Below are 25,302 nucleotides of genomic sequence, written 5' to 3'. Positions count from 1 at the left end.
GGTGTTGGGCGCCGTGGTGTTCGGCGGACTCTTGGCCCTTGGCGTGCTGTGGCTGTTGGTGACCGCTCCGGCGAACGAAGCTCAAGAGGCGTGGGATGACTCCCAACGGCAGGTGCGTTCAAACTTGGACAGCACCTCAGCGAACTCGGTCGGATCGAGTTCTTGGCTGTTGACCCATTCATCGCAGAAGTAGGTGTCCGCATAGCGGTCTCCGCTGTCAGCCAGCAGCGTGACCACTGAGCCGGAGCGACCGTCGGCGACCATCTCGGCCAGTAGGCCGAACGCCCCCCACAAGTTGGTTCCGGTCGAGGCGCCCACCCGTCGCCCCAGTACGGCGCTGGCATGACGTGCCGCCGCGATCGACGCGGCGTCGGGCACCGACACCATCCGGTCGACCACTCCGGGCAGAAATGACGGCTCGACTCGCGGCCGGCCGATCCCTTCGATGCGGGACGACGCGCTGATGACGACGTCGTATTGATCTTCGGCGTAGGCCGGATAGAACGCGGAGTTCTCCGGGTCGACCACACAGAGTCGGGTGGCATGCCGGCGGTAGCGGATGTACCGCCCGATCGTCGCGCTGGTCCCGCCGGTGCCCGCCCCGACCACGATCCAATCCGGAATCGGATGCTTCTCGTCGCGCATCTGGACATAAATCGACTCGGCGATGTTGTTGTTGCCCCGCCAGTCGGTAGCCCGCTCGGCGTTGGTGAATTGGTCCAGGTAGTGCCCGCCGGTCTCTCGGGCCATCCGCTCGGCCTCGGCGTACACCTGACTTGATCGCTGCACGAAATGGCAACGTCCACCTTGTGATTCGATCAACGCAATTTTGGAGGCACTAGTCGACTCCGGCATAACCGCGACGAACGGCAGGCCCAGCAGCGCCGCGAAATAGGCCTCCGACACCGCCGTCGATCCCGAGGATGCCTCCACCACCGTGGTGTCCTCGCCGATCCAGCCATTGCACAGGGCGTAGAGGAACAGCGAACGCGCTAGCCGATGCTTGAGGCTGCCGGTGATATGGGTCGTCTCGTCTTTGAGATACAGCGCGACGTCGGCGTCGTCACACCACGCCGCCGGGAGGGGATACCGCAGCAGGTGAGTGTCGGCGCTGCGCCGGGCGTCGGCCTCGATCAGCCGGATCGCATTGTCGGTCCAGCCGCGTGGTCGGCTGTGCGCCGCGACCCGCGCCGGTTGGCTCAACGCACCGAATAGCTGGGCTGTGACCGGCCTCGGTCGCTATGCGAGTTGCGGCCGCCGGTCGGTGCCGCAATCAGCGTCAGCAGGGTTGCCTCAGGCCGGCAGCAGAACCGCACCGGCGCAAACGGCGACGTACCGATCCCGGCCGAGACGTGCAATCGCATGCTCGCGCCCCAGCGCGACGCCCCCTTCGCGCGGGACCGGTCCAGACCCGAATTGGTCACCAGCGCACCGTAGAACGGCAGGCACAGTTGCCCCCCGTGGGTGTGGCCGGCCATCACCAGTTGGTAGCCGTCGGCGGCGAAGCGGTCCAATACGCGGGGCTCCGGCGAATGGGTCAGGCCCAGCCGCAGGTTGGCCGCCGGGCTGGCCGGACCGGTAATCGTCTCGTAGCGGTCGCGGCCGATGTGCGGGTCGTCCACGCCGGCCGCCGCGATATGCAGCCCCGCCACCTCGAATTCGCGACGGTTGTGGGTGAGGTCCAACCAGCCCCGCTCGGTGAACGCCGCCCGCAGATCCTGCCAGGGCAGCGGTTGGCCATGTACGCGATGGCCCGGGTTCGTCAGATAGTTCATCGGGTTCTTCGGGCGCGGCCCGAAGTAGTCGTTGCTGCCGAAGACGAACACCCCGGGCAGGCTCAGTAGATCGCCCAGGCTTTGCACCACCGCGGGCACCGCCTTGGGATGGGCCAGGTTGTCGCCGGTGTTGACGACCAAGTCAGGCTCCCAGGCGGCCAGCTCGCGCAGCCACGCTTGCTTGCGGCGCTGGCTCGGCCGCATGTGCAGATCGCTGATGTGCAGCACTCGCAGCGGCGACGAGCCCGGCGTCAACACCGGCATGGTCAGCTCGCGCAGCACGAACGCGTTGCGCTCGATGAGCGAGGCATAACCGATCCCGGCGACGGCCGATCCGAGCGCGACAGCACCTGTGGTTTTCAAGAGAGGCGAAACAGCAGGCATGTCGGAAGCCTACTGCGGGTGGGCCCTCTGGTGGTGACCCGTGGGGCTTCGGCAGCTACGGCGGCGGCGGTGGTGGCTCGCCCGGCGGTGGCGCCAGCAGCGGAATGGTGATCGGCGGCAATCCCGGGATCTCGATGACTTGTGAGCCGATCGGCACCGGCGCACCTTCGGGTGGTGGCGGGGGCGCCGGCGGGACGCCGTTACTGGTCTGGATGGTGACCACGGCGCCCGGGATGGTCTGGCCGTTCGGCGAAGTCCCGACCACCTCCCCATACTTGGCCGTGCTGTTGACCGACGCGGGTTGATCGGCAACCTGGAAGCCGGCTTCCTTCAATCGCTGTCGCGCCCCATCGACGTCCAGACCGACGACGCTGGGAACGCGTGAGCCGGGACCACCGTCCACGTAGCGCGGATCGGTCGGCGGCAGCTTCACGTCGCCGAAATTGGTGGCGATCGGTTTCATCGCAGTGAACCAGGTGCGGGCTGGCTCATTGCCGCCGTACAAGTTGCCGTCGCCGCAGCGCCGGAGCGGAGACGAGCACAGGTCGGACGGAGAGGTCGAGTCGTCGTAGATGTAGTTGGCCGCCGCGTACTGATTGGTGAAGCCCAAAAATCCCGACGACCGGTGCGCCTCGGTCGTGCCAGTCTTGCCCGACATCGGCAGATTCCAGCCCGCGGCGCCCGCCGATCCCGACGCGGTACCGCCGGCCTGCGAGTCCTTGCTCAATGCATTGGCAAGGGTGTTAGCCAGCCCCTCGGGAACCACCTGCTCGCAGGCTTCCGTGGTGACGGCGACCTCGTTGCCATCGCGGTCGATCAGCTTGTCGATCGGGTTCGCCGGGCACCACTTGCCGCTGGAGGCGAGCGTCGCCGCGACATTCGACAATTCCAGGGCGTTCAGCTCGAATGGGCCCAGGGTGAACGACCCGATGTTTTGCCGCTTGATGAAATCGGCCAGGCTCTCGTTGCTGTCCGGGTCGTAGTCGCGAGCGGTTCCGGGATCAGCGTAAGAACGCAACCCGAGTTTGACCGCCATATCCACCGTGCGCGGCACCCCCACCAGCTGGATCAGCTTGGCGAACGCGGTGTTCGGCGAGGTCGCCAGCGCGTCGGTCACGTTCATCGGCGAGCGATAGTTGCCGGCGTTGACCACGCACCAGGTTTCCTTGGGGCAGCCCTTGGCGCCGCCGCTGCCCATGCCCTTGGCCTGAAAGCTGCCCGGCACCTCCAGTTGCATGTTGATGCCCATGCCCATTTCGAGCGCGGCAGCAGTGGTGAAGATCTTGAAGATCGACCCGGCGCCGTCACCGACCAGAGAAAAGGGCTGTGGCCGCATGGTCTCCCCGGCGTCGGTGTCCAGCCCATATCTGCGGTTGCTGCCCATTGCCAGCACGCGGTGGGAGTCTTTGCCCGGCTTGACCACGCTCATCACGCTGGCGATCCCGTTGAGGTCCGGGCTGGCGGACGCGTCGATCCCCTGCTTGACCGAGGCCTGCACGTCGGGGTCCAGGGTGGTGCGGATCAGATAGCCGCCCCGGGCCACCTGTTCCTTGCTGATCCCGGCCCGGGCCAGATATGCCTGCACATAGTCACAGAAGAACGCTCGATCGCCCGCGGCGATGCAGCCGCGCGGTAACTCGTTGGGCTGCGGCAAGATTCCCAACGGCTCTGCCTTGGCCGCGCGCAACGCGTCAGCTTCTTTGGGCAGGTTCTCGATCATGGTGTCCAACACCAAGTTCCGCCGGGCCAGCGCGCCATCGGGATTGGTATACGGATTGAGCGTGCTGGTGGACTGCACCAATCCGGCCAACAGCGCAGCCTGTTGCCAGTTCAGCTCCGAGGCGTTCACCCCGAAATAGGTTTGCGCGGCGTCCTGCACGCCGAACGCGTTGTTCCCGAAGGACACCAGGTTCAGATAGCGGGTCAAGATCTCCGACTTGGTGAAGGTCTTGTCCAGCGTGAGCGCCATCCTGATCTCGCGCAGCTTGCGTGCCGGCGTCGTCTCGACGGCAGCGCGCTTCTCCGCATCGGTCTGCGCGACCACCAGCAGTTGATAGTTCTTCACGTACTGTTGCTCGATCGTCGAACCGCCGCGAGTGTCGAGGTCGCCCGAGGCGTAGCCGGCCAGCCCGGTCAGCGTGCCCTGCCAGTCCACGCCGTTGTGTTCGGCAAACCGCTTGTCCTCGATCGAGACGATTGCCAGCTTCATGGTGTTGGCGATCTTGTCGCTGGTTACTTCGAAGCGGCGTTGCGAATACAACCAGGCGATGGTGTTGCCTTTGACGTCGACCATCGTGGTCACCGCGGGGACGTCGCCCTCGAGCAGTTGGGCCGACCCGTTGGCAACGACCTCCGACGCCCGATTGGACGCCAATCCGACCCCACCGACCAGTGGAAATAGCAGTGCTGCGACGAGGACCCCGGCCAGCAGACAGCACCCTGCGAGCTTGGCGACCGTCATCGCGGTCGGGGGTCGCTCGGGCTCCGGCATGGCTACTAGACTAGCTGCGCCGCGACGCGTGTCATCTGGAGTGGTCTATGCGAATAGTTGCGTCGGCGTAACAGTTCAGCGCCTTATCAGGCCGCTCTCAGGTGTCCCTCAGGGTCCGTCGACCAGCACAAATCGGCTTTTCATGATCGGACGGCACACTTGTGCCAAAAAAGCCGGTATCAGACTGTTGCGCAATTGGTACCTGACCACCTAACTTATACGGACAGTGAGATACAGGTAACACTGGCGGACTTGGTGTGGCGTAGGTCGCAGGACGATCTGTATCGGGAGCGGGGGCCGTCGTCGTGGCGGCCGGCGAGAAGGGGAACGCTGGTGGCGGATACACGGACGACGGCGCGCAGGACGAGCACGGTACCAAGTCAACCGTCGCTCTATCGGGCGGATTCCGAGGCACGGATCGCCTGGGTTTCCAAGGCTCTGTGCCGGGCCGCCGACCCGGACGAGCTTTTCGTCCGCGGCGCCGCGCAGCGCAAAGCTGCAGTGATCTGTCGGCACTGTCCCGTCATGCTGGAATGCGGCGCGGATGCCTTGGATAACCGCGTCGAGTTCGGCGTCTGGGGTGGGATGACCGAACGCCAGCGGCGGGCGCTCCTCAAGCAGCACCCGGACGTCGTGTCGTGGGCGGACTTCTTCGCTGCGCAACGCAAGCATCGCAGCGCTGGCTAAGTCCGGATATTGGACGTCCGGATTTTGGACGCCAACTAGCGCGTCAGCTGGCTGCCGCCGTCATCTGATCGGCGATGGCGCGCAGCGCCTCCAGATCCGAAACGTCGAATGGCAGTGACGGCACACCGACGATCGCCACGTGGGGGTTGGCGCCGGTAAATCGTGACAACAACCGGATTTCCCGCTTGGAGATCGCCGCGCGGTCGGCGTGGATGCGCAATACCGCTGTGGCGAGGGCAACGTCGTTACCCTCTGGTGTGCTCTCGAGTGTCTCGGCGCCGTCGATGGCCCGCTCCACCGGCAACGAACACAACATCGGATGCGTCCGGTTCAAGATGAGGCCGGCCAGCGGCATGCGCTCTTCGGAGAGCCGATCGACGAAGAACGACGCTTCGCGCAGCGCGTCCGGTTCGGCCGCCGACACCACCACGAACTGGGTGCCGCGCCGCTTCAGCAGCGCATAGGTACGGTCCGCTTTCTCCCGGAAGCCACCGAAGGTGGCGTCCAGCGACTGCACGAATCCCGCGGCATCGGAAAGCATCTGAGAGCCCAGGACGGTCGACAGCGCCTTCATCGCCAGGCCGACGGCACCGGTGACCAATCTCCCGATACCGCGCCCCGGGGCGAGCAGCAACCGCCACAGCCGGCTATCCATGAAGCTGCCCAACCGTTTCGGTGCGTCCAAGAAGTCCAACGCATTGCGCGACGGCGGGGTGTCCACCACGACCAGGTCCCAGCGGTCCTGGCTCAACAACTGGCCGAGCTTTTCCATCGCCATGTATTCCTGAGTGCCGGCGAGCGAAGTAGCGACTGTCTGGTAGAACTGGTTGTCCAAAATGGCTTGCGCCCGTTCGGGTCCGGAGTACTGCAGCACCATTTCGTCGAAGGTGCGGCGCATGTCGAGCATCATGGCGTAGAGCTGCCCGGGCACCTCGGGCGCCAGCGGTACGCGTTGCGGCGAGTTGCCAAGATCATTGATCCCCAACGCCTGGGCCAGTCGTTTGGCCGGGTCGATGGTCAGCACCACCACCGTGCGGCCGTACTCGGCCGCGCGCAGCGCCATCGCCGCGGCGGTGGTGGTCTTGCCGACCCCCCCGGCCCCGCAGCACACCACCACCCGATTGGCGGTGTCGGCCAGGATCGTGGCCATATCCAAAGTCGGTGGTGTGGTACTCATCGAACTCCTTGCTCGGCAAGTATCTCGGAGAGCTCGTAAAGACTGCCGAGGTCGACGCCGTCGGCGATCGTCGGGAGTTCGAGCCGCGGCACCTGCAACTCGTCGAGTTGCTCCGCGGCCGCGGCGCGGGCGGTGATCCGGGTGGCGTGTTGGATGGTCTCCGTCAGCAGGCCGGCGAAGTCGCTGTCGCTGAGATTGATTCCAGCCGTGGCTAATCCGGATCGCACGGCGTCGGCGTCGATGTCGCCTTCGGCGGCCTTGGCCAGGTCGTCGGGCTGCAGGTAGGCCGCGATGTTTCGGTTGACGATCACACTGCCGATCGGCAGCTGCAGCTCCTGCAGTTCGTCTATCGCCTCCATCGTTTCCTGCATCGGCAGCGCCTCCAGCAGCGTCACCAGGTGGATCGCGGTCTGGTCGGAGTGCAGCAGCCGGACCACGCCGTCGGCCTGCGAGTGCACGGGTCCGCCCTTGGCCAGATCGGAGACCGCCTTGGTGACGTCCAGGAAGCGCGCGATACGCCCAGTCGGCGGTGCGTCGACGACGATCGCGTCATAAACCGGGTTCTTGGTGCCCTTGTTCATGCGGATCACCGACTCCTTGATCTTGCCGGTCAGCAGCACGTCACGCAGGCCCGGCGCGATCGTCGTCGCGAACTCGACGGCGCCGATGCGTCGCATTGCCCGTCCGGCGATCCCGAGGTTGTAGAACATGTCCAGGTATTCCAGGAATGCCGCCTCGATATCTATCGCCAGCGCATTGACCTGGCCGCCGTGCTCGGCGGTCGCGATCTTGAGTTCCTTGTAGGGCAGCGGAGGAACGTCGAAGAGTTGCGCAATCCCTTGGCGCCCTTCGACTTCGACAAGCAGCACCTTGCGCCCGCCGGACGCCAGCGTCAGCGCGAGCGCGGCGGCGATTGTCGACTTGCCGGTGCCGCCTTTGCCGGTCACGAAATGCAGCCGGGCCTTCTCCAGGCGCGATGGCCAGCCGATGGAAGTCCCGCCGCTCGGTGTGGTCGCCACCAAAGCATGCTAACCAACAGGCGTTGTCACCCGACCGATAAGCTCGGGCTATGACCCAACCGACCGCCTGGGAGTACGCGACCGTCCCGCTGCTGACGCACGCCACCAAACAAATCCTGGACCAGTGGGGCGCCGACGGCTGGGAGCTGGTGTCGGTGCTCCCGGGACCGACCGGTGAGCAACACGTCGCATACCTGAAACGCCCGAAGTGAGCGCTTCGGCCCGGCTCGAGCAGTTGGGTATCGAGCTGCCCGACGTAGTGAAGCCGCTGGCCTCCTATGTTCCGGCAGTGCGCACCGGCAACCTGGTCTACACCTCGGGCCAGTTGCCGATGCAGGCCGGCAAGCTGACGCAGACCGGCAAGGTCGGCGCCGAGGTCAGTCCGGAGGAGGGCAAGACGCTGGCGCGGGTATGCGCACTCAACGCGTTGGCCGCGGTGAATTCGCTGGTGGGTCTCGACTCGGTGACCCAGGTCGTCAAGGTGGTCGGCTTCGTCGCCTCCGCGCCGGGGTTCAACGGCCAGCCCGGCGTCGTCAATGGCGCGTCGGATCTGCTTGGCGAGGTGTTCGAGGACCGCGGCGCGCATGCCCGGTCGGCGGTCGGGGTCTCCGAGCTGCCGTTGAATGCGCCGGTGGAAGTCGAGTTGGTGGTGCAGGTCGGGTAGCGACTTGTTGACCCACCCTGCATACGGACAATTGCGGCCGGTCACCGACACCGCGTCGGTGCTGTTGGCCGATAACCCGGGCAAGATGACGCTGGAGGGCACCAATACCTGGGTGCTGCGCGGACCGCGCAGCGACGAGGTGGTGGTCATCGATCCGGGACCCGACGACGACGAGCACATCGGCCGGGTCGCGGGGCTCGGCCGGGTTGCGCTGGTCCTGATCAGCCACCGACACGGCGACCACACCGACGGCATCGACAAGCTGGTCGAAGCGACCGGTGCGACGGTGCGCTCAGTCGGCAGCGGATTCCTGCGCGGCCTCGGCGGTCACCTGACCGACGGCGAGGTGATCGAGGCTGCCGGCGTGACGATCAAGGTATTGGCAACGCCGGGACACACCGCCGACTCGGTGTCGTTTGTCCTCGAGGACGCGGTGCTCACCGCGGACACCGTGCTGGGCCGCGGCACCACCGTCATCGACAAGGAAGACGGCAACCTCGCTGACTACCTCGACTCGCTGCGGCGGCTACAAGGCCTGGGCGCCCGCACCGTGCTACCCGGCCACGGGCCGGATCTGCCTGACCTGGTGGCGGTTGCCGGGGAGTATCTCGCCCACCGAGAGCAGCGGCTGACGCAAATACGCGCGGCGCTGCGCGATCTCGGCGACGACGCCACGCTGCGTCAGGTCGTCGAGCACGTCTACGTCGACGTCGACCAGGAACTCTGGGATGTCGCCGAGTGGTCCGTACAGGCGCAGCTGGACTATCTACGGCGTTAGCGGCTTGTCGCGAGGCAGAGGCTACGGTCGTGGGTTTGGGCCCAACGGCAGCCCTGGCTTCTGCTTCGCGGAACTACCGCGCGCGCCTGGCCAATCGCTCCGAGTCGGAGATCAGCACGCTCTTGCCCTCCAGGCGAATCCAGCCCCGGTGGGCGAAATCGGCCAGCGCCTTATTCACCGTTTCCCGTGACGCACCGACCAGCTGGGCGATCTCTTCTTGCGTCAGGTCATGGGTGACCCGCATTGCGCCACCTTCCTGGGTGCCGAACCGCTGAGCGAGCTGCAGCAGCTGCTTGGCGACCCGGCCCGGCACGTCGGTGAAGATGAGGTCGGCGAGGTTGTTGTTGGTGCGGCGCAACCGGCGGGCCAGTACCCGCAGCAACTGCTCGGCGATCTCGGGACGATCGGCGATCCAGGCCCGCAGCGCGTCGCGGTCCATCGACACCGCCCGCACCTCGGTGATCGTTGTCGCGCTGGAGGTCCGCGGCCCCGGGTCGAAGATCGAAAGCTCTCCGAACATGTCGGACGGGCCCATGATGGTCAGCAAGTTCTCCCTGCCGTCTGGGGACCGGCGGCCGATCTTGACCTTCCCGGCAACGATGATGTACAGCCGGTCGCCCGGCTCCCCTTCCGCGAAAACGGTGTGCCCGCGGGGGAAGTCGACGGGCTGCAATTGCTTGGTCAGCGCTGCGACGGCGCTGGGTTCGACCCCCTGGAAGATTCCGGCCCTCGCCAGGATCTCGTCCACGTTGCCCCTTAGCTGTTCGAATTACTGTGTTACGCGCAAGCGCCCGACTCACACCTTGGCGCTGTACCAACTTATGCGGTTAGTGACATGAGTCTAGAGGCCAGCCGTTAACTCGACGTGCCAACGCTACACACGATTGGCATGTCGGGGCGGCTCAAATTGCCGATTCGCCCGGGAATGCCGATGGCGGCCGGTGTTTGCGGACGGGTCGACGGCATAGTCGGCGCCGCTGGACCCGCGCACCGGATCGTCGATGCGCTCACCGCGCCGGCGGTGCAGGCCGTCGAGCGCCTCGGGCATGCCTTCGCGGGCCAACGTGCCCATATCGGCGGCGTCGGCCTGCTCGAGAAACTCCGCGACGTCACGGGCAGTAAGTGTGTCGTCGACCAAGCCCGATTCCAGGCGTTGCAAGCCGAACGTCGCCAACATCAGCAACCCCGGGATGAAGGCCACTAGCAACCACGACACAAGGAGCAAGTAAACACGGCAAAGGTCTCATCGGGATCACAAAATTCAGTGGATATTCACCCAAGTACTCTGTCGGACGTGACAGTGGGCAAGCCCGCACGCGGCGCTGCGCCGCCCGCCGCCGCCCCGGACCGGCGGTGGGCCGCGGAGACCCCCCTGGGTTTGGTTCGACGTGCCCGCCGGATGAACCGCAAACTGGCCCAAGCCTTTCCGCATGTCTACTGCGAGCTGGATTTCACCACGCCGCTGGAACTGACGGTGGCCACCATCCTCTCGGCGCAGAGCACCGACAAGCGGGTCAACCTGACCACGCCGGCATTGTTCGCCCGGTACAAGACCGCGCTCGATTATGCCCGCGCCGACCGCACCGAACTGGAAGAGCTGATTCGTCCGACCGGCTTCTATCGCAACAAGACCTCGTCGTTGATCGGCCTGGGGCAGGCGCTGGTTGAGCGGTTCGACGGCGAGGTGCCGGCCACGATGGCCGAACTGGTCACCCTGCCCGGGGTGGGACGCAAAACGGCCAATGTCATCCTGGGCAACGCCTTCGATATCCCCGGCATCACGGTCGACACGCACTTCAAGCGGCTGGTGGGGCGGTGGCGGTGGACGGCTGAGGAAGACCCGGTGAAAATCGAGCACGCCGTCGGCGAACTGATCGAGCGCGACGAGTGGACGCTGCTCAGCCACCGGGTGATCTTTCACGGCCGACGGGTGTGCCACGCCCGCAAACCGGCCTGCGGTGTGTGTGTGCTGGCCAAGGACTGCCCCTCGTTCGGGACCGGTCCGACCGACCCGCTGATCGCAGCGCCCTTGGTCCAAGGCCCGGAAACCGAACATCTGCTGGCGCTGGCCGGGTTGTAGCCCCGCCACACCACCACGCCGTCATGACCGCCCGGACCCGCTGGACCGTCGCGATCCTGGTCGTGGTCGCGGCGCTGCTGGTCGCGCTGGTCGCCGAATTGCGTGATCACCGCGATGCCCCGCCGGCCCCGTCGGCGAGCGGCCCGAGCCGCGAGCACCGCGACGCCGACACCCCCGCGGCGCTGGCCGGGCCCCGGCAACGCGCCGATCTGCCCCCGTGTCCGGCCGCCGGTGCCAACGCCGGTCCGCCGGCGTTGCGTGATGTCACCGTGGAATGCGCAGCCGACGGCTCGGCCGTCGATGTCGGCCGCGCGCTGGCCGGACGCCGGGTGGTGCTGAACCTGTGGGCGTATTGGTGTGAGCCGTGTAAGGCCGAGCTGCCCGCGATGGCCGAGTATCAGCGACGGGTCGGGCCGGCCGTAACGGTCGTGACCGTGCACCAGGACGAGAACGAGACGGCGGCCCTGCTGCGGCTGGCGCAGTTGGGTGTGCGGTTGCCGACGCTGCAGGACGGTCGCCGGCGGATCGCGGCCGCGTTGCGGGTGCCGAATGTGATGCCCGCGACGGTGGTGCTGGCCGCGGACGGTAGCGTTGCCCAGAGCTTGCCGCGGGCTTTCGCCACCGCCGACGAAATCGCGGCTGCGGTCGGAGATCATGCATGATGAGCCAGGCTGGCGCCCTGAGGCGGGGGTCCCCCCGCTTGAGGGGGCGAGCCGGGCGATTGGACCACACCAGGGAGGCGCCGGTGAGCGCTGCGGTTCCGCTGACGCCCGAGCTCGGGCCGCCCTGGCTGCGCCCATTGGTCGACAACGTGGGCGAGGTACCGGAGGCCTTCCGGCGCCGGCTGCCCGCCGACGTCCTTGCGCTGGTCACCGCGGCGAAGGCGACGGCGGCGCTGCGCGGTGACGGGCGCGAAGCCGCGGTGCTGGTGCTGTTCTCCGGCCCGCAATCGGGCCCGGCCGGCAGGTTTCCCGACGAAGCCGACCTGTTGGTCACCGTGCGGGCCTCCACATTGCGTCACCATGCGGGCCAAGCGGCGTTTCCCGGTGGCGCGTCCGATCCCGGCGACGACGGACCGGTGGCCACTGCCTTGCGAGAAGCGCACGAAGAAACCGGAATCGACATCGGCCGACTGCATCCACTGGCCACATTGGAACGAACGTTTATCGCGCCGTCGGGTTTTCACGTCGTCCCGGTGTTGGCGTATTCTCCCGACCCCGGCCCGGTGGCAGTGGTCGACGAGGCCGAAACTGCAATCGTTGCGCGAGTCCCGGTGCGCGCTTTCGTCAATCCGGCCAACCGGCTGATGGTCTATCGCAGCGCGTTGCACCGGCGCTTCGCCGGCCCGGCGTTTCTGTTGAACGAAATGCTGGTGTGGGGCTTCACTGGCCAGGTGATCTCAGCGATGCTGGATGTCGCCGGCTGGGCGCAGCCCTGGGACACCAGCGACGTCCGCGAACTCGACGAGGCGATGGCCCTGGTCGGCGATGAGGGTGGTGCATGATGACCCCGTCACAGTGGATCGACATCGCCGTGCTCGCAATCGCCTTTGTCGCGGCTATCTCGGGTTGGCGCTCAGGCGCTTTGGGCTCACTGCTGTCGTTCGTCGGAGTGCTGCTCGGCGCGGTCGCCGGAGTGCTGCTGGCGCCGCACATTGTCAGCTACATCATGGCTCCGCGCGCCAAGCTGTTCGCTGCGCTGTGCCTGATCCTCGGGCTGGTTGTCATCGGTGAGGTCGCTGGCGTAGTGCTGGGCCGGGCGGTGCGCGGGGCGATCCGCAGCCGCATCATCCGCTTCTTCGACTCGATCATCGGCGTGGCGGTGCAGCTGGTTGTGGTGCTCGTCGCAGCCTGGCTGCTGGCGACTCCGCTGACGTCGTCGTCGGGGCAGCCCAGTCTCGCTGCGGCGGTGCGTGGTTCGCGGGTGCTGGCCGAAGTCAACCAGGTTGCGCCGCCCTGGCTGCAGACAGTGCCCAAGCGGCTGTCGTCGCTGCTGGACACCTCCGGTCTTCCGCAAGTGCTGGGGCCGTTCGGTCGAACCCCGGTTGTCGCGGTCCCGACGCCCGATGCGGCACTGGCCGGCAACCCGGTGGTGGCCGCAACCGAGCCCAGTGTGGTCAAGATCCGCGCGATCGCGCCCAGCTGCCAGAAGGTGTTGGAGGGCAGTGGATTCGTGCTCTCGCCAGATCGGGTCATGACTAATGCCCACGTGGTGGCGGGCGCGAACAACGTCACAGTGGAGGTCAGCGGCAACCCGTACGATGCCACGGTGGTGTCCTACGACCCCACCGTCGACATCGCTATTCTGGCGGTCCCGAACCTGCCGCCGGGACCGCTGGCCTTTGCCAGTGCCCCGGCCAAGGGTGGCACTGACGCCGTGGTTATGGGCTACCCCGGCGGGGGTGGCTTCGTGGCGACCCCGGCCCGGATCCGCGAGATCATTGAGCTGTCCGGCCCGGACATCTACCGCGACGCCAACGTCAACCGCGAGGTGTACACAATCAGAGCCACTGTGGAGCAAGGTAATTCGGGCGGCCCGCTGATCGACATGAACGGCAAAGTGCTCGGGGTCGTCTTCGGGGCGGCGGTCGACGACAACGACACCGGATTCGTGCTGACCGCCAAAGAGGTGAGCAGTCAGCTCGCTCAGATCGGCGACACCGCCCCGGTCGGCACCGGCTCCTGCGTCAGCTGAGTCCGCTGCCGTACACCTGCTGCAGAAACCCCATCAGGTGACTGTTGACTTCCTGCGGCGCCTCTTCATGGCTGAAATGCCCTGCCCCGGAAACGGTTACGTAACCACCGTGGGGGGCATAGCGCCGGGTCCGCTCGACCGGATCGGCCAGCACGTAGGGATCGGTGCCGCCGCGAATGTGCAATAGCGGAACGTTGGTGCCTCTGCTCATCGACCTCATGAACCGCCGGCCCTCGTCGCGTAGCTGGCTGCGCACCGCCCAGCGCTGATACTCCAGCGCGGAGTGCGCCGCCGACGGGATCTGGATCGCCTGCCGCAGGTGGCCGACCGTTTCGGAAAAGTCTTCGGATGCAGTCCATTTGGCGCTGGCGCGGCTGCGCACCAAGTGTTCGATCTCGGCGGCGTCGTGCCGGGTCAGCGATCGCTCCGGCCACATCGGCACCTGGTAACGCAGCAGCGACGGCAGCAGCGCGCGAGCTTGCTCTCTGCAGGTCAGCGCCGAGGCGCGCAGCGCGGCGGGGTGGGGGGAACTGATTACTGCGATCGCCCGGACCAGCCGGGAGTGCAGCACCGAGGTGGCCCAGCAGACCAGTCCGCCGTCGGCGTGGCCGACCAGGGTGGCCGACGAATGCCCGAGCGCGCGGATCAACCCGGCCGTGTCGCCGGCAAGCGTCCAACCGTCGTAGCCTCGGGGCGGTTTGTCGCTGCCGCCATAGCCTCGCAGATCCACGGCGACCGCGCGTACGCCGGTCAAGCCGCGCAACTGATGCCGCCAGGACAGCCAGAACGAGCCGAAGCCGTGCAACATGATCACCAGCGGCCGCGCAGTCTGCGGGGTGGCCGCATCGCGCTCGGGCGGGACTGCCTCGACGACGTGGAAGCGGATCCCGTTGGCGTGCACGTCCAGATGGCGCCATGGCCCGTCGATACGGGTGACCGACGGATCCGGTGCTGCCATTTACCAGCCCGAGGGGTCGGCAGGGGTGCCGCCCGGCGCGAGCTGTCCCGTCGTGCCGTCAGATTTGTCGTGGCCCGGGGTGAAAGCGGCGCGGGTTTCCTTGACCGATTCGATGGTCTGCTGCGGTCCGCGGATGCGGCGGACTTTCAGAAAACCGAACAGCGCCAGCAGGGCGGTGAAGACGACCATGATGCCGAACACGACCAGGAACGCGACCCAGCGCCATAGCCAGGTATCGAGCAGTTCGGCGACGAAGAAGAAGAAAAAGAAGGTCGAGTAGAACAGCACCACCAGCGCCGAGATGAAGAAGACGCTGCCGGTCAGGCCTTTTTTGACGTCGCGGGTGATCTCGGCGCGGGCCAGTTCGACTTCGGCGCGTACCAGCGTCGACATCTGGGTTGTCGCGTCCTTGACCAGCTCGCCGATTGACGGCTCGACGGGCAGCGCATGCGGGTCGGTCAACGGAATCGTGGTGAGGGTGTTGGGCACCCCGTCCTTGCCGCCGTTACCACCGGCCTTCTTGCGGTCTGGCTTGCTCACGGACGGTCCCTCCCGGTTCGCTGTTGTCGCGGTTCATGTTGCCATGCGGCCCGGTGCCAGACGAGCGCAACCGAGATGGTCAGGACAGGACAGCCGCTGGACGGCCCCGACCACGTTAGACTGACGCAGCCCTTCCGGATTCGCGACAGGAGTAGCCCTTTGCAGACAACGCATTGTCGGCTACTTCGTGTGGGGACCATAGCGGCGGTTGCCGCCCTGCTGTGCCTGGTCGGTCTGCGGGCCACCAGCGCGGTGGCCGACGACAGGGTGCCGATCGGCGGCGGCGCCGGCATCGTGATCGACGGCGGCACGCTGTGCACGTTGACCAGCATTGGCAACGACAACACCGGCGCACTGATCGGTTTCACCTCCGCGCACTGTGGTGGTCCGGGCGCCCAGGTCGCCGCCGAGGCGGCGCAGAATCGCGGCACGTTGGGCACCATGGTGGCCGGCAACGACATTCTTGATTACGCCGTCATCCGGTTCGATCCGGCCAAGGTGATACCAGTCGCCGACCTCGGCGGGTTCACGATCAATGGCATCGGTCCCGATCCGGCCGCCGGTCAGATCGCCTGCAAGCAGGGCCGCACCACCGGCAACTCCTGCGGCATCGTGTTCGGGCCGGGCCAGGATCCGGGCACCCTGGTCATGCAGGTGTGCGGGCAACCGGGTGACTCGGGCGCACCGGTCGTCGTCGACGATCTGCTGGTGGGGATGATCCACGGCGCCTTCAGCGAAGCCCTGCCGACCTGCGTCATCAAATACATTCCGCTGCACACCCCCGCGACGGTGGTGTCGATCAACGCTGTGTTGGCCGACCTCGCCGCCAAGGGCCGCCCGGGCGCCGGATTCGTCCCCGTCTCGGCCAGCCCGGCTGCTTAGCGGTTACTTGGCCGCCCGGATCGCGTCGAACACGTCCGGGTCGAGCAGCGTCGAGGTGTCTCCGAGTTCCCGCTTCTCGGCGATGTCGCGCAGCAACCGGCGCATGATCTTGCCGCTGCGGGTTTTCGGCAACTCGGGCACCACGTGAAGTTCGCGTGGCCGGGCGATCGGCGAGATCGTCCGCGCCACCTCGCCGCGCAGCTCCTCGATGATCTTTTCGTCGACGGTTTCGGGTTGGTCGGCCTGGAGTACGACGAAAGCGCAAATCGCTTGTCCGGTGGTGTCGTCGGTGGCTCCGACCACCGCGGCCTCGGCGACTCCGGAGTGGCCGACCAACGCCGACTCCACCTCGGCGGTGGAGATCCGGTGTCCGGACACATTCATCACGTCGTCGATGCGACCCACCACCCAGATGGCGCCATCCGGGTCGTAGCGAGCGCTGTCTCCGGCGAAGTACCAGCCCTGTTTGGCGAACTTGGACCAGTAGGTTTCGCGGTAGCGGTCCGGGTCGCCCCAGATGCCGCGCAGCATGCCCGGCCACGGCTGGTCCATCACCAAATAGCCGGTGACATGCTCGCCTTCGTCTGTCGACGGCGGCGTGAGCGCGTTGCCGTCGTCGTCGACGATCTTGGCCGAGATGCCCGGCAGCGGTGTCATCGCCGAACCCGGTTTGGCTGCGGCCACACCGGGTAGCGGCGAGATCATCGACGCGCCGGTTTCGGTCTGCCACCAGGTGTCCACCACCGGGGTGCGGTCGGCGCCGATGACGGTGCGGTACCAACGCCAGGCTTCGGGGTTGATCGGCTCGCCGACCGATCCCAGTAGCCGCAGGCTGGACAGGTCATGCGCGTCGGGAATCTCGCGGCCCCACTTCATGAAGGTGCGGATCAACGTGGGTGCGGCGTAATAGATAGTGACTCCGCGCTTTTCGATGACCTCGAAGTGGCGGTGCTGGGTGGGTGTGTCGGGTGTGCCTTCGTAGATGACCTGGCTGACGCCGTTGGACAATGGCCCGTAGACGCTGTAGGTGTGCCCGGTGACCCAGCCGATGTCGGCGGTGCACCAGAACACGTCGGTGTCGGGCTTGATGTCGAAGATGCTGTGGTGGGTGTAGGACGTCTGGGTGAGGAACCCTCCGCTGGTGTGCATGATGCCCTTGGGCTTACCGGTGGTGCCCGAGGTGTACAGCAAGAACAGCGGATGTTCGGCGTCAAAGGCTTCCGGAGTATGTTCGGCCGCCGCGGAGTCGACGACGTCATGCCACCAGAGATCCCGATCTTCAGTCCACGGCACGTCGATCCCGGTACGCCGGACCACCAGCACATGCTCGACGGGGCTGTCGGCGCCGATCGCTTCGTCGGCCGCCTCCTTCAGCGGTGCCGGCTTGCCGCGCCGGAACTGGCCGTCGGCGGTGATCAGCAGCTTGGCCTCGGCGTCGGCGATCCGGGCGCCCAGCGCCTTGGCAGTGAACCCGGCGAACACGACGCTGTGCATGATGCCCAGCCGTGCGCAGGCCAACATCGCGATGATCGCCTCGGGGATCATCGGCAGGTAGATCGCGACGCGGTCGCCGGCGACCAGGCCCAGCTTGCTGAGCGCGTTGGCGGCCTTGCAGACCTGCGCGTGCAGCTCTGCGTAAGTGAGCTCGCGGCTCTCGTCGACCGGTTCGCCTTCCCAGTAGATAGCGGTCCGGTCGCCGTGGCCGGCGTCGACGTGGCGGTCCAGGCAGTTGTAGGCGACGTTGAGCCGGCCGCCGACGAACCACTTGGCGAACGGCGCTTCCGACCAGTCCAGCACCTGCTCGAACGGCGTTGCCCAGGACAGCCGGTTGGCCTGCTTGGCCCAGAACGCCAGCCGGTCCTCTTCGGCCTCGCGGTAGTCGTCGTCACCGACGTTCGCGCGTGCCGCGAACTCGTCCGGCGGCGGGTATGACGACGGCGCCTCGGCATGCGTTTCGGTCACTCCTGAGAGCCTAATCGCGCTGGCGCCGCAGCCGCAGGCTCTAGGGTCGGCGTCATGGTTCGTGCGGCGACGGCGCTCTTCATGGCCATCGCCGCGCTGGCGGCGCTCACCGGCTGCGGCGGGCCCACGGTGCGCACCGACGTGGTGATGGTCAACGCCGGCGAGCCGCAGAACCCGCTGATCCCGACCAACACCAACGACAGCAACGGCGGGCGCATCATCGACCGGCTGTTCGCCGGCCTGATGTCCTACGACGCCCAGGGCACACCGTCATTGGAGGTTGCCCAGTCGGTCGACACCACCGACAACGTCAACTACCGCATCACGCTCAAACCGGGGTGGACCTTCACCGACGGATCCCCGGTGACGGCGCACTCCTTTGTCGACGCCTGGAACTACGGCGCACTGACCACCAACGCACAGCTGCAGCAGAGCTTCTTCAGCCCGATCGCAGGTTTCGACGAGGTCGCTGCCGACACGCCGACCGCGACCACGATGTCCGGCCTGCACGTGGTCAACGACCACGAATTCACCGTCCGGCTCAAGGCGCCGACCATCGACTTCACACTGCGGCTTGGGTTTTCACCGTTTTACCCGCTACCGCAAGCGGCGTTCGACGACATCGCGGCTTTTGGGCAGCATCCCGTCGGCAACGGTCCATACCGGCTTGTCGACGGATACGCCTGGCAGCACAACGTCAAACTCGACCTGGTGCCCAACCCCGGCTACCACGGCAACCGCATGCCGCAGAACAAGGGGCTGCGCTTCGTCTTCTACGCGAATCTCGACACCGCCTATGCCGATCTATTGTCCGCCAATCTCGATGTGCTGGACACCATTCCGCCCAGTGTGCTGCCGGTCTACCGCAAAGACCTCGGCGACCGCGCGGTCAGCGCGCCGGCGGCAAGCAACCGGGCTCTCGACACGCCGCTACGGTTGGCCCACTTCGGCGGAGAGGAGGGCCGGCTGCGCCGGCTGGCGCTGTCTGCGGCGATCAACCGCCCGCAGATCTGCCGGCAGTTCTTCGCCGGAACATGTTCGCCCGCCCGCGAATTCACGGCCAGTTCGCTGCCTGGATTCGACCCGAACATCGACGGCAGCGACGCATTGAATTTCGATCCGGACCGGGCGCGACGGCTGTGGTCACAGGCCGACGCCATCTCGACGTGGACGGGTCAGTACGCGATCGCCTACAACGCCGACGGCGGTCATCAGGAGTGGGTGGACGCGGTGGCCAACAGCATCAAGAACGTGCTGGGCATCGACGCCGCCGGTGCGCCGCAGCCCACCTTCGCGGGGTTTCGCACCCAGATCACGCGTCGCACGATCACCACCGCCTTCCGCGCCGGCTGGCAAGGGGACTATCCGTCGATGCTGCAGTTCCTCGAGCCGCTGTTCGTCACCGCAGCCGGATCCAACGACGTGGGCTATTCCAACCCGGCGTTCGACGCAGCGCTGGCCGACGCCGAAGCCGCACCGACCCTGCCGCAATCGCATGCGCTGACCAACGCAGCGCAGCGAATCCTGTTGCGCGACATGCCCACCGTACCGTTGTGGTACACCATCGCCGTCGCGGGCAGGTCACCGGCGGTCAGTAGCGTCGCGCTCACCTGGAACGGTCTGCCCGACTACGAACGCATCGTCAAGGCCTGACATGGGTTGGTACATCGCCCGTCGGGTGGCAGTCATGATCCCGGTTTTCCTCGGCGCGACGCTGATGATCTACGGGATGGTTTTCCTGCTGCCCGGTGACCCACTGGCCGCATTGGGCGGGGACCGGCCGCTGAGCCCCGCGGTGGCCGCGCAGCTGCGCGCCCAATATCATCTCGACGACCCGTTCGTGCTGCAGTATTTGCATTACCTCGGCGGCATCCTGCGTGGCGACCTGGGCCGCGCTTACTCCGGGCTGCCGGTCAGTACCGTTCTGGCACAAGCATTTCCGGTAACCATCCGGCTTGCGCTGATCGCACTGGCTGTCGAGGCGGTGCTGGGTATCGGGTTCGGGGTGATCGCCGGGTTGCGCCGGGGCGGGATCTTCGACGCCGGCGTGCTGATCGCCAGCCTGGTTATCGTCGCGGTCCCGATTTTCGTGCTCGGCTTTTTGGCGCAGTTCGTGTTCGGCGTTCGGTTGGGCATCGCGCCGGTGACCGTGGGCGATCAGGCGACGTTGGGTCGACTGCTGCTACCCGGCATCGTGCTGGGTTCGGTGTCGTTCGCCTACGTGGTGCGGTTGACCCGTTCGGCGGTGGCCGCCAACGCGCACGCCGATTATGTGCGCACCGCCACCGCCAAGGGATTGGCCCGGCCCCGAGTGGTGACGGTGCACATCCTGCGCAATTCACTGATCCCGGTGGTGACATTCCTCGGCGCTGACCTTGGTGCGCTGATGGGTGGCGCGATCGTCACCGAGGGCATCTTCAACATCCACGGTGTCGGCGGTGTGCTCTATCAGGCGGTCACCCGCCAGGAAGCGCCGACGGTGGTGTCGATCGTGACGGTGCTGGTGGTCATCTACCTGATCACCAATCTGTTGGTGGATCTGCTCTACGCCGCGCTGGACCCCCGGATTCGCTATGGCTGAGCTGTGGCGTCGGCCGAAATTCCTCCTCGCCGCTGCGCTGATCCTGCTCGTCGGTGTCATGGCGGCGTTTCCGGCATTGTTCACCGCTGCCGATCCCGGCTATGCCGATCCGAACCAGAGCCTGCTGGCGCCGTCTGGGGCGCATTGGTTCGGCACCGATCTGCAGGGCCACGACATCTACGCCCGCACGGTCTATGGCGCGCGCGCGTCAATCACCGTCGGGTTGGGCGCCACCGCGGCGGTGTTCGTCATCGGCGGGGCACTGGGGGCGCTGGCCGGTTTTTACGGCCGCTGGCTCGACGCGGTGGTCTCTCGGGTGGCCGACGTCTTCTTCGGAATCCCGTTGCTGCTGGCCGCCATCGTGCTGATGCAGGTGATGCATCACCGCACGGTGTGGAGCGTGATCGCGATCCTGGCTTTGTTCGGTTGGCCGCAGGTGGCCCGGATCGCCCGCGGTGCGGTGATCGCGGTGCGGAACAGCGACTACATTCTGGCCGCAGAAGCGTTGGGGCTGGGCAGGTTTGCGATCCTCGTCCGCCACGCGCTGCCCAACGCCATCGGCCCGGTCATCGCGGTCGCCACCATCGCGTTGGGAATGTTCATCGTCACCGAGGCCACGCTGTCCTACCTGGGAGTCGGGCTGCCGCCCTCGGTGGTGTCGTGGGGCGGGGATATCAATATCGACCAGACCCGGCTGCGGGCTGGCTCGCCGATCCTGTTCTATCCCGCGGGCGCGCTGGCGATCACGGTGTTGGCGTTCATGATGATGGGCGATGTCTTGCGGGATGCCCTCGACCCGGGCTCACGGTCATGGCGAGCATGACCGCGCCGCTGCTGAGCGTTGAGGGCCTGGAAGTCAGGTTCGACGACGATGCTCCGGCGGTCGGGGGCGTGGATCTGACGGTGCACCGCGGCCAGACCGTCGCCATCGTCGGGGAGTCCGGATCAGGAAAGTCCACCACCGCCGCAGCCATTCTGGGGCTACTGCCCGGCGGCGGGCGGATCACCGCAGGCCGCATCGTCTTCGACGGTCTCGACATCACCGCCGCCGACCGGCGGCGCATCCGCTCGATCCGTGGCAGCGGCATCGGATATGTGCCGCAGGACCCGATGACCAACCTGAACCCGGTATGGAAGGTGGGCTTTCAGATCCGGGAGGCGCTGCGCGCCAACGACGTCGACGACACCGACGCCGTACAGCTGCTCGAAGCGGTGGGCATGCCGGATCCCGTGACGCAGGCCAGGAGTTATCCGCATCAGCTGTCCGGTGGCATGTGCCAGCGCGCGCTGATCGCGATCGGGCTGGCCGGCCGCCCACAACTGCTGATCGCCGACGAGCCGACCTCGGCGCTGGACGTCACCGTGCAGCGCCGGGTGCTCGATCACCTGCAACGTCTCACCGGTGAACTGGGCACCGCGGTGCTGCTGATCACCCACGATTTAGCGCTGGCCGCCGAACGCGCCGAGCACCTGATCGTCATGCACCGCGGCCTCGTTGTGGAAGTCGGCGCGGCGCAGACGGTCCTGCAAGCTCCGCAGCATGACTACACCCGTCGACTGGTGGCCGCCGCCCCGTCGATGCACCGGCCAGTCGAGCACCGCCATGCAGGAAGCGACGATGTGGTCGTGGTCAGCGGACTGACCAAAGTCTTCCGGCAGTCGCACGGCGCCCCGTGGCGCAGGACGGAATTTCGCGCCGTCGACGATGTGTCGTTTCGGCTGCGGCGCGGGTCCACGCTGGCAATTGCCGGCGAATCGGGATCGGGGAAATCCACGCTGGCCCGGATGATGCTCGGGCTGCTGCCACCCACGTCGGGCGTGGTGACTTTCGACGGTCAAGACATCGCCGCACTGGACCGTCGTGCGACCTTGGCGTTTCGCCGCCGGGTTCAGCCGGTGTTCCAGAACCCGTACAGCAGTCTGGATCCGATGTACTCGGTGTTCCGCGCCATCGAGGAACCGCTGCGGATTCACCGGGTCGGCGATCGTCGCGGCCGCCGCGCGGCGGTGCGCGAGCTGGCCGACCAGGTGGCGTTGCCGTCCTCGCTGTTGGACCGGCGACCGCGCGAGTTGTCCGGCGGCCAGCGCCAGCGGGTCGCGATTGCCCGGGCGCTGGCGCTGCACCCCGAGGTGCTGGTCTGCGACGAGGCGGTGTCGGCGCTCGACGTCGTCGTGCAGGCGCAGATCCTGGATCTGCTCACCGAGCTGCAGGCCGAGCTCGAGCTGAGCTATGTGTTCATCAGCCACGATTTGGCGGTGATCCGGCAGATCGCCGGCGAGGTCGTGGTGATGCGCGCCGGGCGGGTGGTGGAGCACGCGCCCACCGAAGAGTTGTTCACCCGGCCGCGGCATGACTACACCCGTGAGCTGCTGGCGGCGATCCCCGGCGCTTAAGGTGACTGGTCGTGATACGCGCCGGCGACGATGCAGAGCGCAGCGATGAGAAGGAGCGGCGCTTATGAACGACCCGCTGGCACCACTGATGGAGCTGCCCGGCATCGCCGTCGCTGCCGAGCAGGCACGCGACGCACTCGGCCAGGCCCATCGACATCAGGCCAACCGGCGGGGCTGGCCGGTAACCGCCGCCGAGGCGGCGTTGCGGGCAGCGCGGGCCTCGTCGGTCTTGGATGGTGGGCCCATACAGCTCGACGAGTCGGCAACCAGCGACCCGGTGTTCGGCGGCGCGCTGCGGGTGGCGCAGGCCCTCGAAGGCGGCGAGACCAACCTGGTGGCGGTGTGGCGGCGGGCGCCGCTGCAGGCGTTGGCGCGGCTGCACATGTTGGCGGCCGCCGATCAGGTTGACGAAGAACGGCTGGGCCGGCCGCGGGCCGGCGCTGACGTCGGGCCGCGTCTCGAGCTGTTGGCAGAGGTGGTGAGCGGCGGCACGCGGGCGCCGGCTCCGGTGGTCGCCGCAGTCGCGCACGGCGAGCTGTTGGCGCTGGCGCCGTTCGGCAGTGCGGACGGCGTGGTGGCCCGCGCGGTGTCGCGGCTGATCGCCATCGCCACCGGGCTGGATCCGCACGGGCTGGGCGTGCCGGAGGTGACGTGGATGCGTCGCGCCGCCGACTATCGCGACGCCGCGCGCGGCTTCGCCGAAGGCACCACCGAGGGGATGGCGGGCTGGCTGAAGTTGTGTTGCCGGGCCATGCAGGACGGTGGGCGGGAGGCCTTTTCGATCGCCGAGTCGCTTGCCAAGTAGATTGCCAGCGGAGGGCGCCGGGAATGGTCGAACATGTGAAGCGGGCGGCGATCCGAAAAGTTCGGCTCACCGCCCGCTAGCACGGCACTCGGTTACCAAGCGTGCATCCTCGGGGTTGCGTGGGTGGCCTCGGCGATCTTGCGAGGCGCGCGGTTGCAGCCCTACCCAAAAGGCCGTCGAAGCCGTCCGCTTTTCGCAATTACGCAGGCCCGCAACACTTCTGCCATTATCGCGGCTATGACTCCGCGTGGGTGCCGGGAACCGTGCTGGGCGCCCGGATTGGGAGATCGAACCTTCTCTTCCGGATCGACCTTGGCCTCACCGGGCTTCCGTGACTCCTTTGTACTACGTGACCCGTATCACAGCAAGGGCCAATTGGGTAAAGCTTTGAAACAACTTGAAATAGCAATCGCAATCAGTTTGCTGGCGGGCTACCAAGCGAAACGCCGCAGCAGCGAATAGGTGACTGCTCCGGCGGCCAGCGCGCTGACCCCCACCGCGGCCGTCGTGGCGACCGCGGCCCCCGACGGTGCCGGGATGCGATCGCGCAGCGACACCGGACGGGAGAAACTGAGCACCGGCCATCCGCGGGCCGCCGCCTCCTTGCGCAGAGCACGGTCGGGATTGACCACACTGGGATGCCCGACCGCTTCCAGCATCGGTATGTCGGTAATCGAATCCGAGTAGGCATAGCAGTGGTCGAGCACGTACCCCTCGCGGGCGGCCAACTCACGAATGGCTTGGACCTTGCCGTCGCCGTAGCAGTAGAAGCCAATCTCTCCGGTGTACTTGCCGTCTTCGACGACCATGCGCGTGGCCATCGCGTGGGTGGCTCCCAGCGCGCGGGCGATCGGTGCCACCAACTCATCGCCGGATGCCGACACCACCACGACGTCGCGCCCGCACAACTTGTGGGCGGCAATCAGGTCGGCGGCTTCTGCGAACACCAGCGGGGTCACGATGTCGTGCAGCGTCTCGTTGACGATCGACTTGACCTGCTCGACGTCCCACCCCGTGCACATGTTGGTCAGGTGGATGCGCATCCGATCCATCTGATCGTGGTCGGCGCCGGACAACAGGTATAGGAACTGGGCGTAGCTGGATTTGAGCACCGCGCGGCGGTTGATCAGGCCCTGATTGAAGAACGGTTTACTGAACGCCAGGGTGCTGGATTTGGCGATGATGGTCTTGTCGAGGTCGAAGAAAGCGGCGGTGCGCGCGGGCGGAACGGAGCTGTCCCGCACTTCCGGTGAAGTTTGCTGATCGGCGGCCGGGTCGGGGACGGTCACCGGCTCAGCATAGGGCGGCGTCCGCCCGCGCCGCGAGAACTGCGGATAAAACATCCGCTCAACCGAGGCGCGATCGGCGGCCACAACCGGCCAGAATCCGCGGCGCCTAGTTCGAAGTCCTGCTTCCTTTTGCAAGCGGATC

25 protein-coding genes are annotated in these 25,302 nt (G+C 66.8%); 14 read left to right on the top strand and 11 right to left on the bottom strand.

What is annotated here, in order from left to right:
* Positions 1 to 81 precede the first annotated feature (81 nt).
* Genes cds1 through ponA2 form a run of 3 tightly spaced genes read right to left on the bottom strand, consistent with a single transcriptional unit; the run spans position 82 to position 4,650 of the window.
* Positions 82 to 1,203, bottom strand: coding sequence for an L-cysteine desulfhydrase Cds1 (gene cds1, locus AC5Y49_RS22810; RefSeq protein WP_499891549.1), 1,122 nt, complete (start codon positions 1,201 to 1,203; stop codon positions 82 to 84).
* Positions 1,200 to 2,159: a metallophosphoesterase gene (locus AC5Y49_RS22805; protein ID WP_499891544.1), complete on the bottom strand. Its 960-nt coding sequence runs from the start codon at positions 2,157 to 2,159 to the stop codon at positions 1,200 to 1,202. Before AC5Y49_RS22805 ends, cds1 begins: the two co-directional genes overlap by 4 nt.
* 55 nt (positions 2,160 to 2,214) lie before the next feature.
* Positions 2,215 to 4,650, bottom strand: coding sequence for a transglycosylase/D,D-transpeptidase PonA2 (ponA2, locus tag AC5Y49_RS22800; protein ID WP_499891540.1), 2,436 nt, complete (start codon positions 4,648 to 4,650; stop codon positions 2,215 to 2,217).
* Between the two features lie 333 nt (positions 4,651 to 4,983).
* Between ponA2 and AC5Y49_RS22795 the strand changes: the two genes are divergently transcribed.
* Positions 4,984 to 5,337: a WhiB family transcriptional regulator gene (locus AC5Y49_RS22795; RefSeq protein ID WP_499891537.1), complete on the top strand. Its 354-nt coding sequence runs from the start codon at positions 4,984 to 4,986 to the stop codon at positions 5,335 to 5,337.
* 43 nt (positions 5,338 to 5,380) lie between these two features.
* Here AC5Y49_RS22795 and bagB read toward each other — a convergent pair whose 3' ends face one another.
* Entirely contained in the window at positions 5,381 to 6,514 is a 1,134-nt protein-coding gene (bagB, locus tag AC5Y49_RS22790) for an ATPase BagB (protein WP_499891535.1), read from the bottom strand.
* The gene (bagA, locus tag AC5Y49_RS22785; RefSeq protein ID WP_499891532.1) at positions 6,511 to 7,536 is read right to left on the bottom strand and encodes an ATPase BagA; all 1,026 of its coding nucleotides are present in this window, start codon (positions 7,534 to 7,536) and stop codon (positions 6,511 to 6,513) included. Before bagA ends, bagB begins: the two co-directional genes overlap by 4 nt.
* Positions 7,537 to 7,583: 47 nt before the next feature.
* Here bagA and sp36 point away from each other — a divergent pair, with 47 nt between their 5' ends.
* From sp36 to AC5Y49_RS22770, 3 genes are read left to right on the top strand one after another with little or no spacing between them, the layout of a single operon-like run.
* Positions 7,584 to 7,745, top strand: a complete 162-nt coding sequence (gene sp36, locus AC5Y49_RS22780) for a Sp36 family protein (RefSeq protein ID WP_099539648.1) — start codon at positions 7,584 to 7,586, stop codon at positions 7,743 to 7,745.
* Complete coding sequence (locus AC5Y49_RS22775; RefSeq protein WP_499891530.1) at positions 7,742 to 8,197, top strand: RidA family protein; 456 nt, start codon at positions 7,742 to 7,744, stop codon at positions 8,195 to 8,197. The genes sp36 and AC5Y49_RS22775 overlap by 4 nt, the downstream gene beginning before the upstream one ends.
* Complete coding sequence (locus AC5Y49_RS22770) at positions 8,157 to 8,975, top strand: MBL fold metallo-hydrolase (RefSeq protein ID WP_499891528.1); 819 nt, start codon at positions 8,157 to 8,159, stop codon at positions 8,973 to 8,975. The genes AC5Y49_RS22775 and AC5Y49_RS22770 overlap by 41 nt, the downstream gene beginning before the upstream one ends.
* 73 nt (positions 8,976 to 9,048) lie before the next feature.
* Here AC5Y49_RS22770 and crp read toward each other — a convergent pair whose 3' ends face one another.
* Entirely contained in the window at positions 9,049 to 9,723 is a 675-nt protein-coding gene (crp, locus tag AC5Y49_RS22765; protein WP_036362963.1) for a cAMP-activated global transcriptional regulator CRP, read from the bottom strand.
* A gap of 126 nt (positions 9,724 to 9,849) precedes the next feature.
* Positions 9,850 to 10,152, bottom strand: a complete 303-nt coding sequence (locus AC5Y49_RS22760) for a hypothetical protein (protein ID WP_499891599.1) — start codon at positions 10,150 to 10,152, stop codon at positions 9,850 to 9,852.
* A gap of 222 nt (positions 10,153 to 10,374) precedes the next feature.
* On the opposite strand from AC5Y49_RS22760, the gene nth reads away from it, so the two are divergent.
* The 4 genes from nth to marP are packed head-to-tail and all read left to right on the top strand — an operon-like array spanning position 10,375 to position 13,749.
* A complete protein-coding gene (gene nth, locus AC5Y49_RS22755) occupies positions 10,375 to 11,055 on the top strand; it encodes an endonuclease III (RefSeq protein ID WP_499891596.1) in 681 nt (226 codons plus the stop codon).
* A gap of 23 nt (positions 11,056 to 11,078) precedes the next feature.
* Positions 11,079 to 11,717: a TlpA family protein disulfide reductase gene (locus tag AC5Y49_RS22750; protein ID WP_499891525.1), complete on the top strand. Its 639-nt coding sequence runs from the start codon at positions 11,079 to 11,081 to the stop codon at positions 11,715 to 11,717.
* Complete coding sequence (locus AC5Y49_RS22745) at positions 11,717 to 12,559, top strand: NUDIX hydrolase (RefSeq protein WP_499891592.1); 843 nt, start codon at positions 11,717 to 11,719, stop codon at positions 12,557 to 12,559. Before AC5Y49_RS22750 ends, AC5Y49_RS22745 begins: the two co-directional genes overlap by 1 nt.
* Complete coding sequence (gene marP / locus AC5Y49_RS22740) at positions 12,559 to 13,749, top strand: acid resistance serine protease MarP (RefSeq protein WP_499891524.1); 1,191 nt, start codon at positions 12,559 to 12,561, stop codon at positions 13,747 to 13,749. The genes AC5Y49_RS22745 and marP overlap by 1 nt, the downstream gene beginning before the upstream one ends.
* Here marP and AC5Y49_RS22735 read toward each other — a convergent pair.
* Together AC5Y49_RS22735 and AC5Y49_RS22730 are read right to left on the bottom strand one after the other, a co-directional pair.
* Entirely contained in the window at positions 13,742 to 14,707 is a 966-nt protein-coding gene (locus AC5Y49_RS22735; RefSeq protein ID WP_499891522.1) for an alpha/beta fold hydrolase, read from the bottom strand. The genes marP and AC5Y49_RS22735 overlap by 8 nt on opposite strands.
* Positions 14,708 to 15,247, bottom strand: coding sequence for a phage holin family protein (locus AC5Y49_RS22730; protein WP_499891520.1), 540 nt, complete (start codon positions 15,245 to 15,247; stop codon positions 14,708 to 14,710). It lies immediately after the preceding gene.
* A gap of 159 nt (positions 15,248 to 15,406) precedes the next feature.
* On the opposite strand from AC5Y49_RS22730, the gene AC5Y49_RS22725 reads away from it, so the two are divergent.
* Positions 15,407 to 16,129, top strand: coding sequence for a chymotrypsin family serine protease (locus tag AC5Y49_RS22725; RefSeq protein ID WP_499891518.1), 723 nt, complete (start codon positions 15,407 to 15,409; stop codon positions 16,127 to 16,129).
* 3 nt (positions 16,130 to 16,132) lie between these two features.
* On the opposite strand, the gene acs is transcribed toward AC5Y49_RS22725, so the two are convergent.
* On the bottom strand, positions 16,133 to 18,091 hold the full coding sequence (gene acs, locus AC5Y49_RS22720) for an acetate--CoA ligase (RefSeq protein WP_499891516.1): 1,959 nt from the start codon (positions 18,089 to 18,091) through the stop codon (positions 16,133 to 16,135).
* Positions 18,092 to 18,145: 54 nt separating this feature from the next.
* Between acs and AC5Y49_RS22715 the strand changes: the two genes are divergently transcribed.
* From AC5Y49_RS22715 to AC5Y49_RS22695, 5 genes are all read left to right on the top strand, one after another.
* The gene (locus AC5Y49_RS22715) at positions 18,146 to 19,744 is read left to right on the top strand and encodes a peptide ABC transporter substrate-binding protein (protein WP_499891515.1); all 1,599 of its coding nucleotides are present in this window, start codon (positions 18,146 to 18,148) and stop codon (positions 19,742 to 19,744) included.
* 1 nt (position 19,745) lies between these two features.
* Positions 19,746 to 20,672 (top strand): ABC transporter permease, encoded by a 927-nt coding sequence (locus AC5Y49_RS22710; protein WP_499891513.1) that lies wholly within the window; start codon positions 19,746 to 19,748, stop codon positions 20,670 to 20,672.
* Positions 20,665 to 21,495, top strand: coding sequence for an ABC transporter permease (locus AC5Y49_RS22705; RefSeq protein ID WP_499891511.1), 831 nt, complete (start codon positions 20,665 to 20,667; stop codon positions 21,493 to 21,495). Before AC5Y49_RS22710 ends, AC5Y49_RS22705 begins: the two co-directional genes overlap by 8 nt.
* The gene (locus tag AC5Y49_RS22700) at positions 21,483 to 23,066 is read left to right on the top strand and encodes a dipeptide ABC transporter ATP-binding protein (RefSeq protein WP_499891510.1); all 1,584 of its coding nucleotides are present in this window, start codon (positions 21,483 to 21,485) and stop codon (positions 23,064 to 23,066) included. Before AC5Y49_RS22705 ends, AC5Y49_RS22700 begins: the two co-directional genes overlap by 13 nt.
* Positions 23,067 to 23,130: 64 nt before the next feature.
* Positions 23,131 to 23,871: an oxidoreductase gene (locus AC5Y49_RS22695; protein WP_499891509.1), complete on the top strand. Its 741-nt coding sequence runs from the start codon at positions 23,131 to 23,133 to the stop codon at positions 23,869 to 23,871.
* 431 nt (positions 23,872 to 24,302) lie between these two features.
* On the opposite strand, the gene AC5Y49_RS22690 is transcribed toward AC5Y49_RS22695, so the two are convergent.
* Positions 24,303 to 25,160 (bottom strand): HAD-IB family hydrolase, encoded by an 858-nt coding sequence (locus AC5Y49_RS22690; RefSeq protein ID WP_499891588.1) that lies wholly within the window; start codon positions 25,158 to 25,160, stop codon positions 24,303 to 24,305.
* Positions 25,161 to 25,302 lie beyond the last annotated feature (142 nt).

Source organism: Mycobacterium sp. NGS62, from assembly GCF_059812285.1.
This window is presented reverse-complemented; position numbering and strand designations above follow the sequence as displayed.

Coding starts and splice junctions, on each gene's coding strand:
- AC5Y49_RS22805 (WP_499891544.1), bottom strand. CDS start 2,159: ATGCCTGCTGTTTCGCCTCTCTTGAAAACCACAGGTGCTGTCGCGCTC.
- ponA2 (WP_499891540.1), bottom strand. CDS start 4,650: ATGCCGGAGCCCGAGCGACCCCCGACCGCGATGACGGTCGCCAAGCTC.
- bagB (WP_499891535.1), bottom strand. CDS start 6,514: ATGAGTACCACACCACCGACTTTGGATATGGCCACGATCCTGGCCGAC.
- sp36 (WP_099539648.1), top strand. CDS start 7,584: ATGACCCAACCGACCGCCTGGGAGTACGCGACCGTCCCGCTGCTGACG.
- AC5Y49_RS22770 (WP_499891528.1), top strand. CDS start 8,157: ATGCGCCGGTGGAAGTCGAGTTGGTGGTGCAGGTCGGGTAGCGACTTG.
- AC5Y49_RS22760 (WP_499891599.1), bottom strand. CDS start 10,152: ATGTTGGCGACGTTCGGCTTGCAACGCCTGGAATCGGGCTTGGTCGAC.
- nth (WP_499891596.1), top strand. CDS start 10,375: ATGAACCGCAAACTGGCCCAAGCCTTTCCGCATGTCTACTGCGAGCTG.
- AC5Y49_RS22750 (WP_499891525.1), top strand. CDS start 11,079: ATGACCGCCCGGACCCGCTGGACCGTCGCGATCCTGGTCGTGGTCGCG.
- AC5Y49_RS22745 (WP_499891592.1), top strand. CDS start 11,717: ATGAGCCAGGCTGGCGCCCTGAGGCGGGGGTCCCCCCGCTTGAGGGGG.
- marP (WP_499891524.1), top strand. CDS start 12,559: ATGACCCCGTCACAGTGGATCGACATCGCCGTGCTCGCAATCGCCTTT.
- AC5Y49_RS22735 (WP_499891522.1), bottom strand. CDS start 14,707: ATGGCAGCACCGGATCCGTCGGTCACCCGTATCGACGGGCCATGGCGC.
- AC5Y49_RS22715 (WP_499891515.1), top strand. CDS start 18,146: ATGGTTCGTGCGGCGACGGCGCTCTTCATGGCCATCGCCGCGCTGGCG.
- AC5Y49_RS22710 (WP_499891513.1), top strand. CDS start 19,746: ATGGGTTGGTACATCGCCCGTCGGGTGGCAGTCATGATCCCGGTTTTC.
- AC5Y49_RS22705 (WP_499891511.1), top strand. CDS start 20,665: ATGGCTGAGCTGTGGCGTCGGCCGAAATTCCTCCTCGCCGCTGCGCTG.
- AC5Y49_RS22700 (WP_499891510.1), top strand. CDS start 21,483: ATGGCGAGCATGACCGCGCCGCTGCTGAGCGTTGAGGGCCTGGAAGTC.
- AC5Y49_RS22695 (WP_499891509.1), top strand. CDS start 23,131: ATGAACGACCCGCTGGCACCACTGATGGAGCTGCCCGGCATCGCCGTC.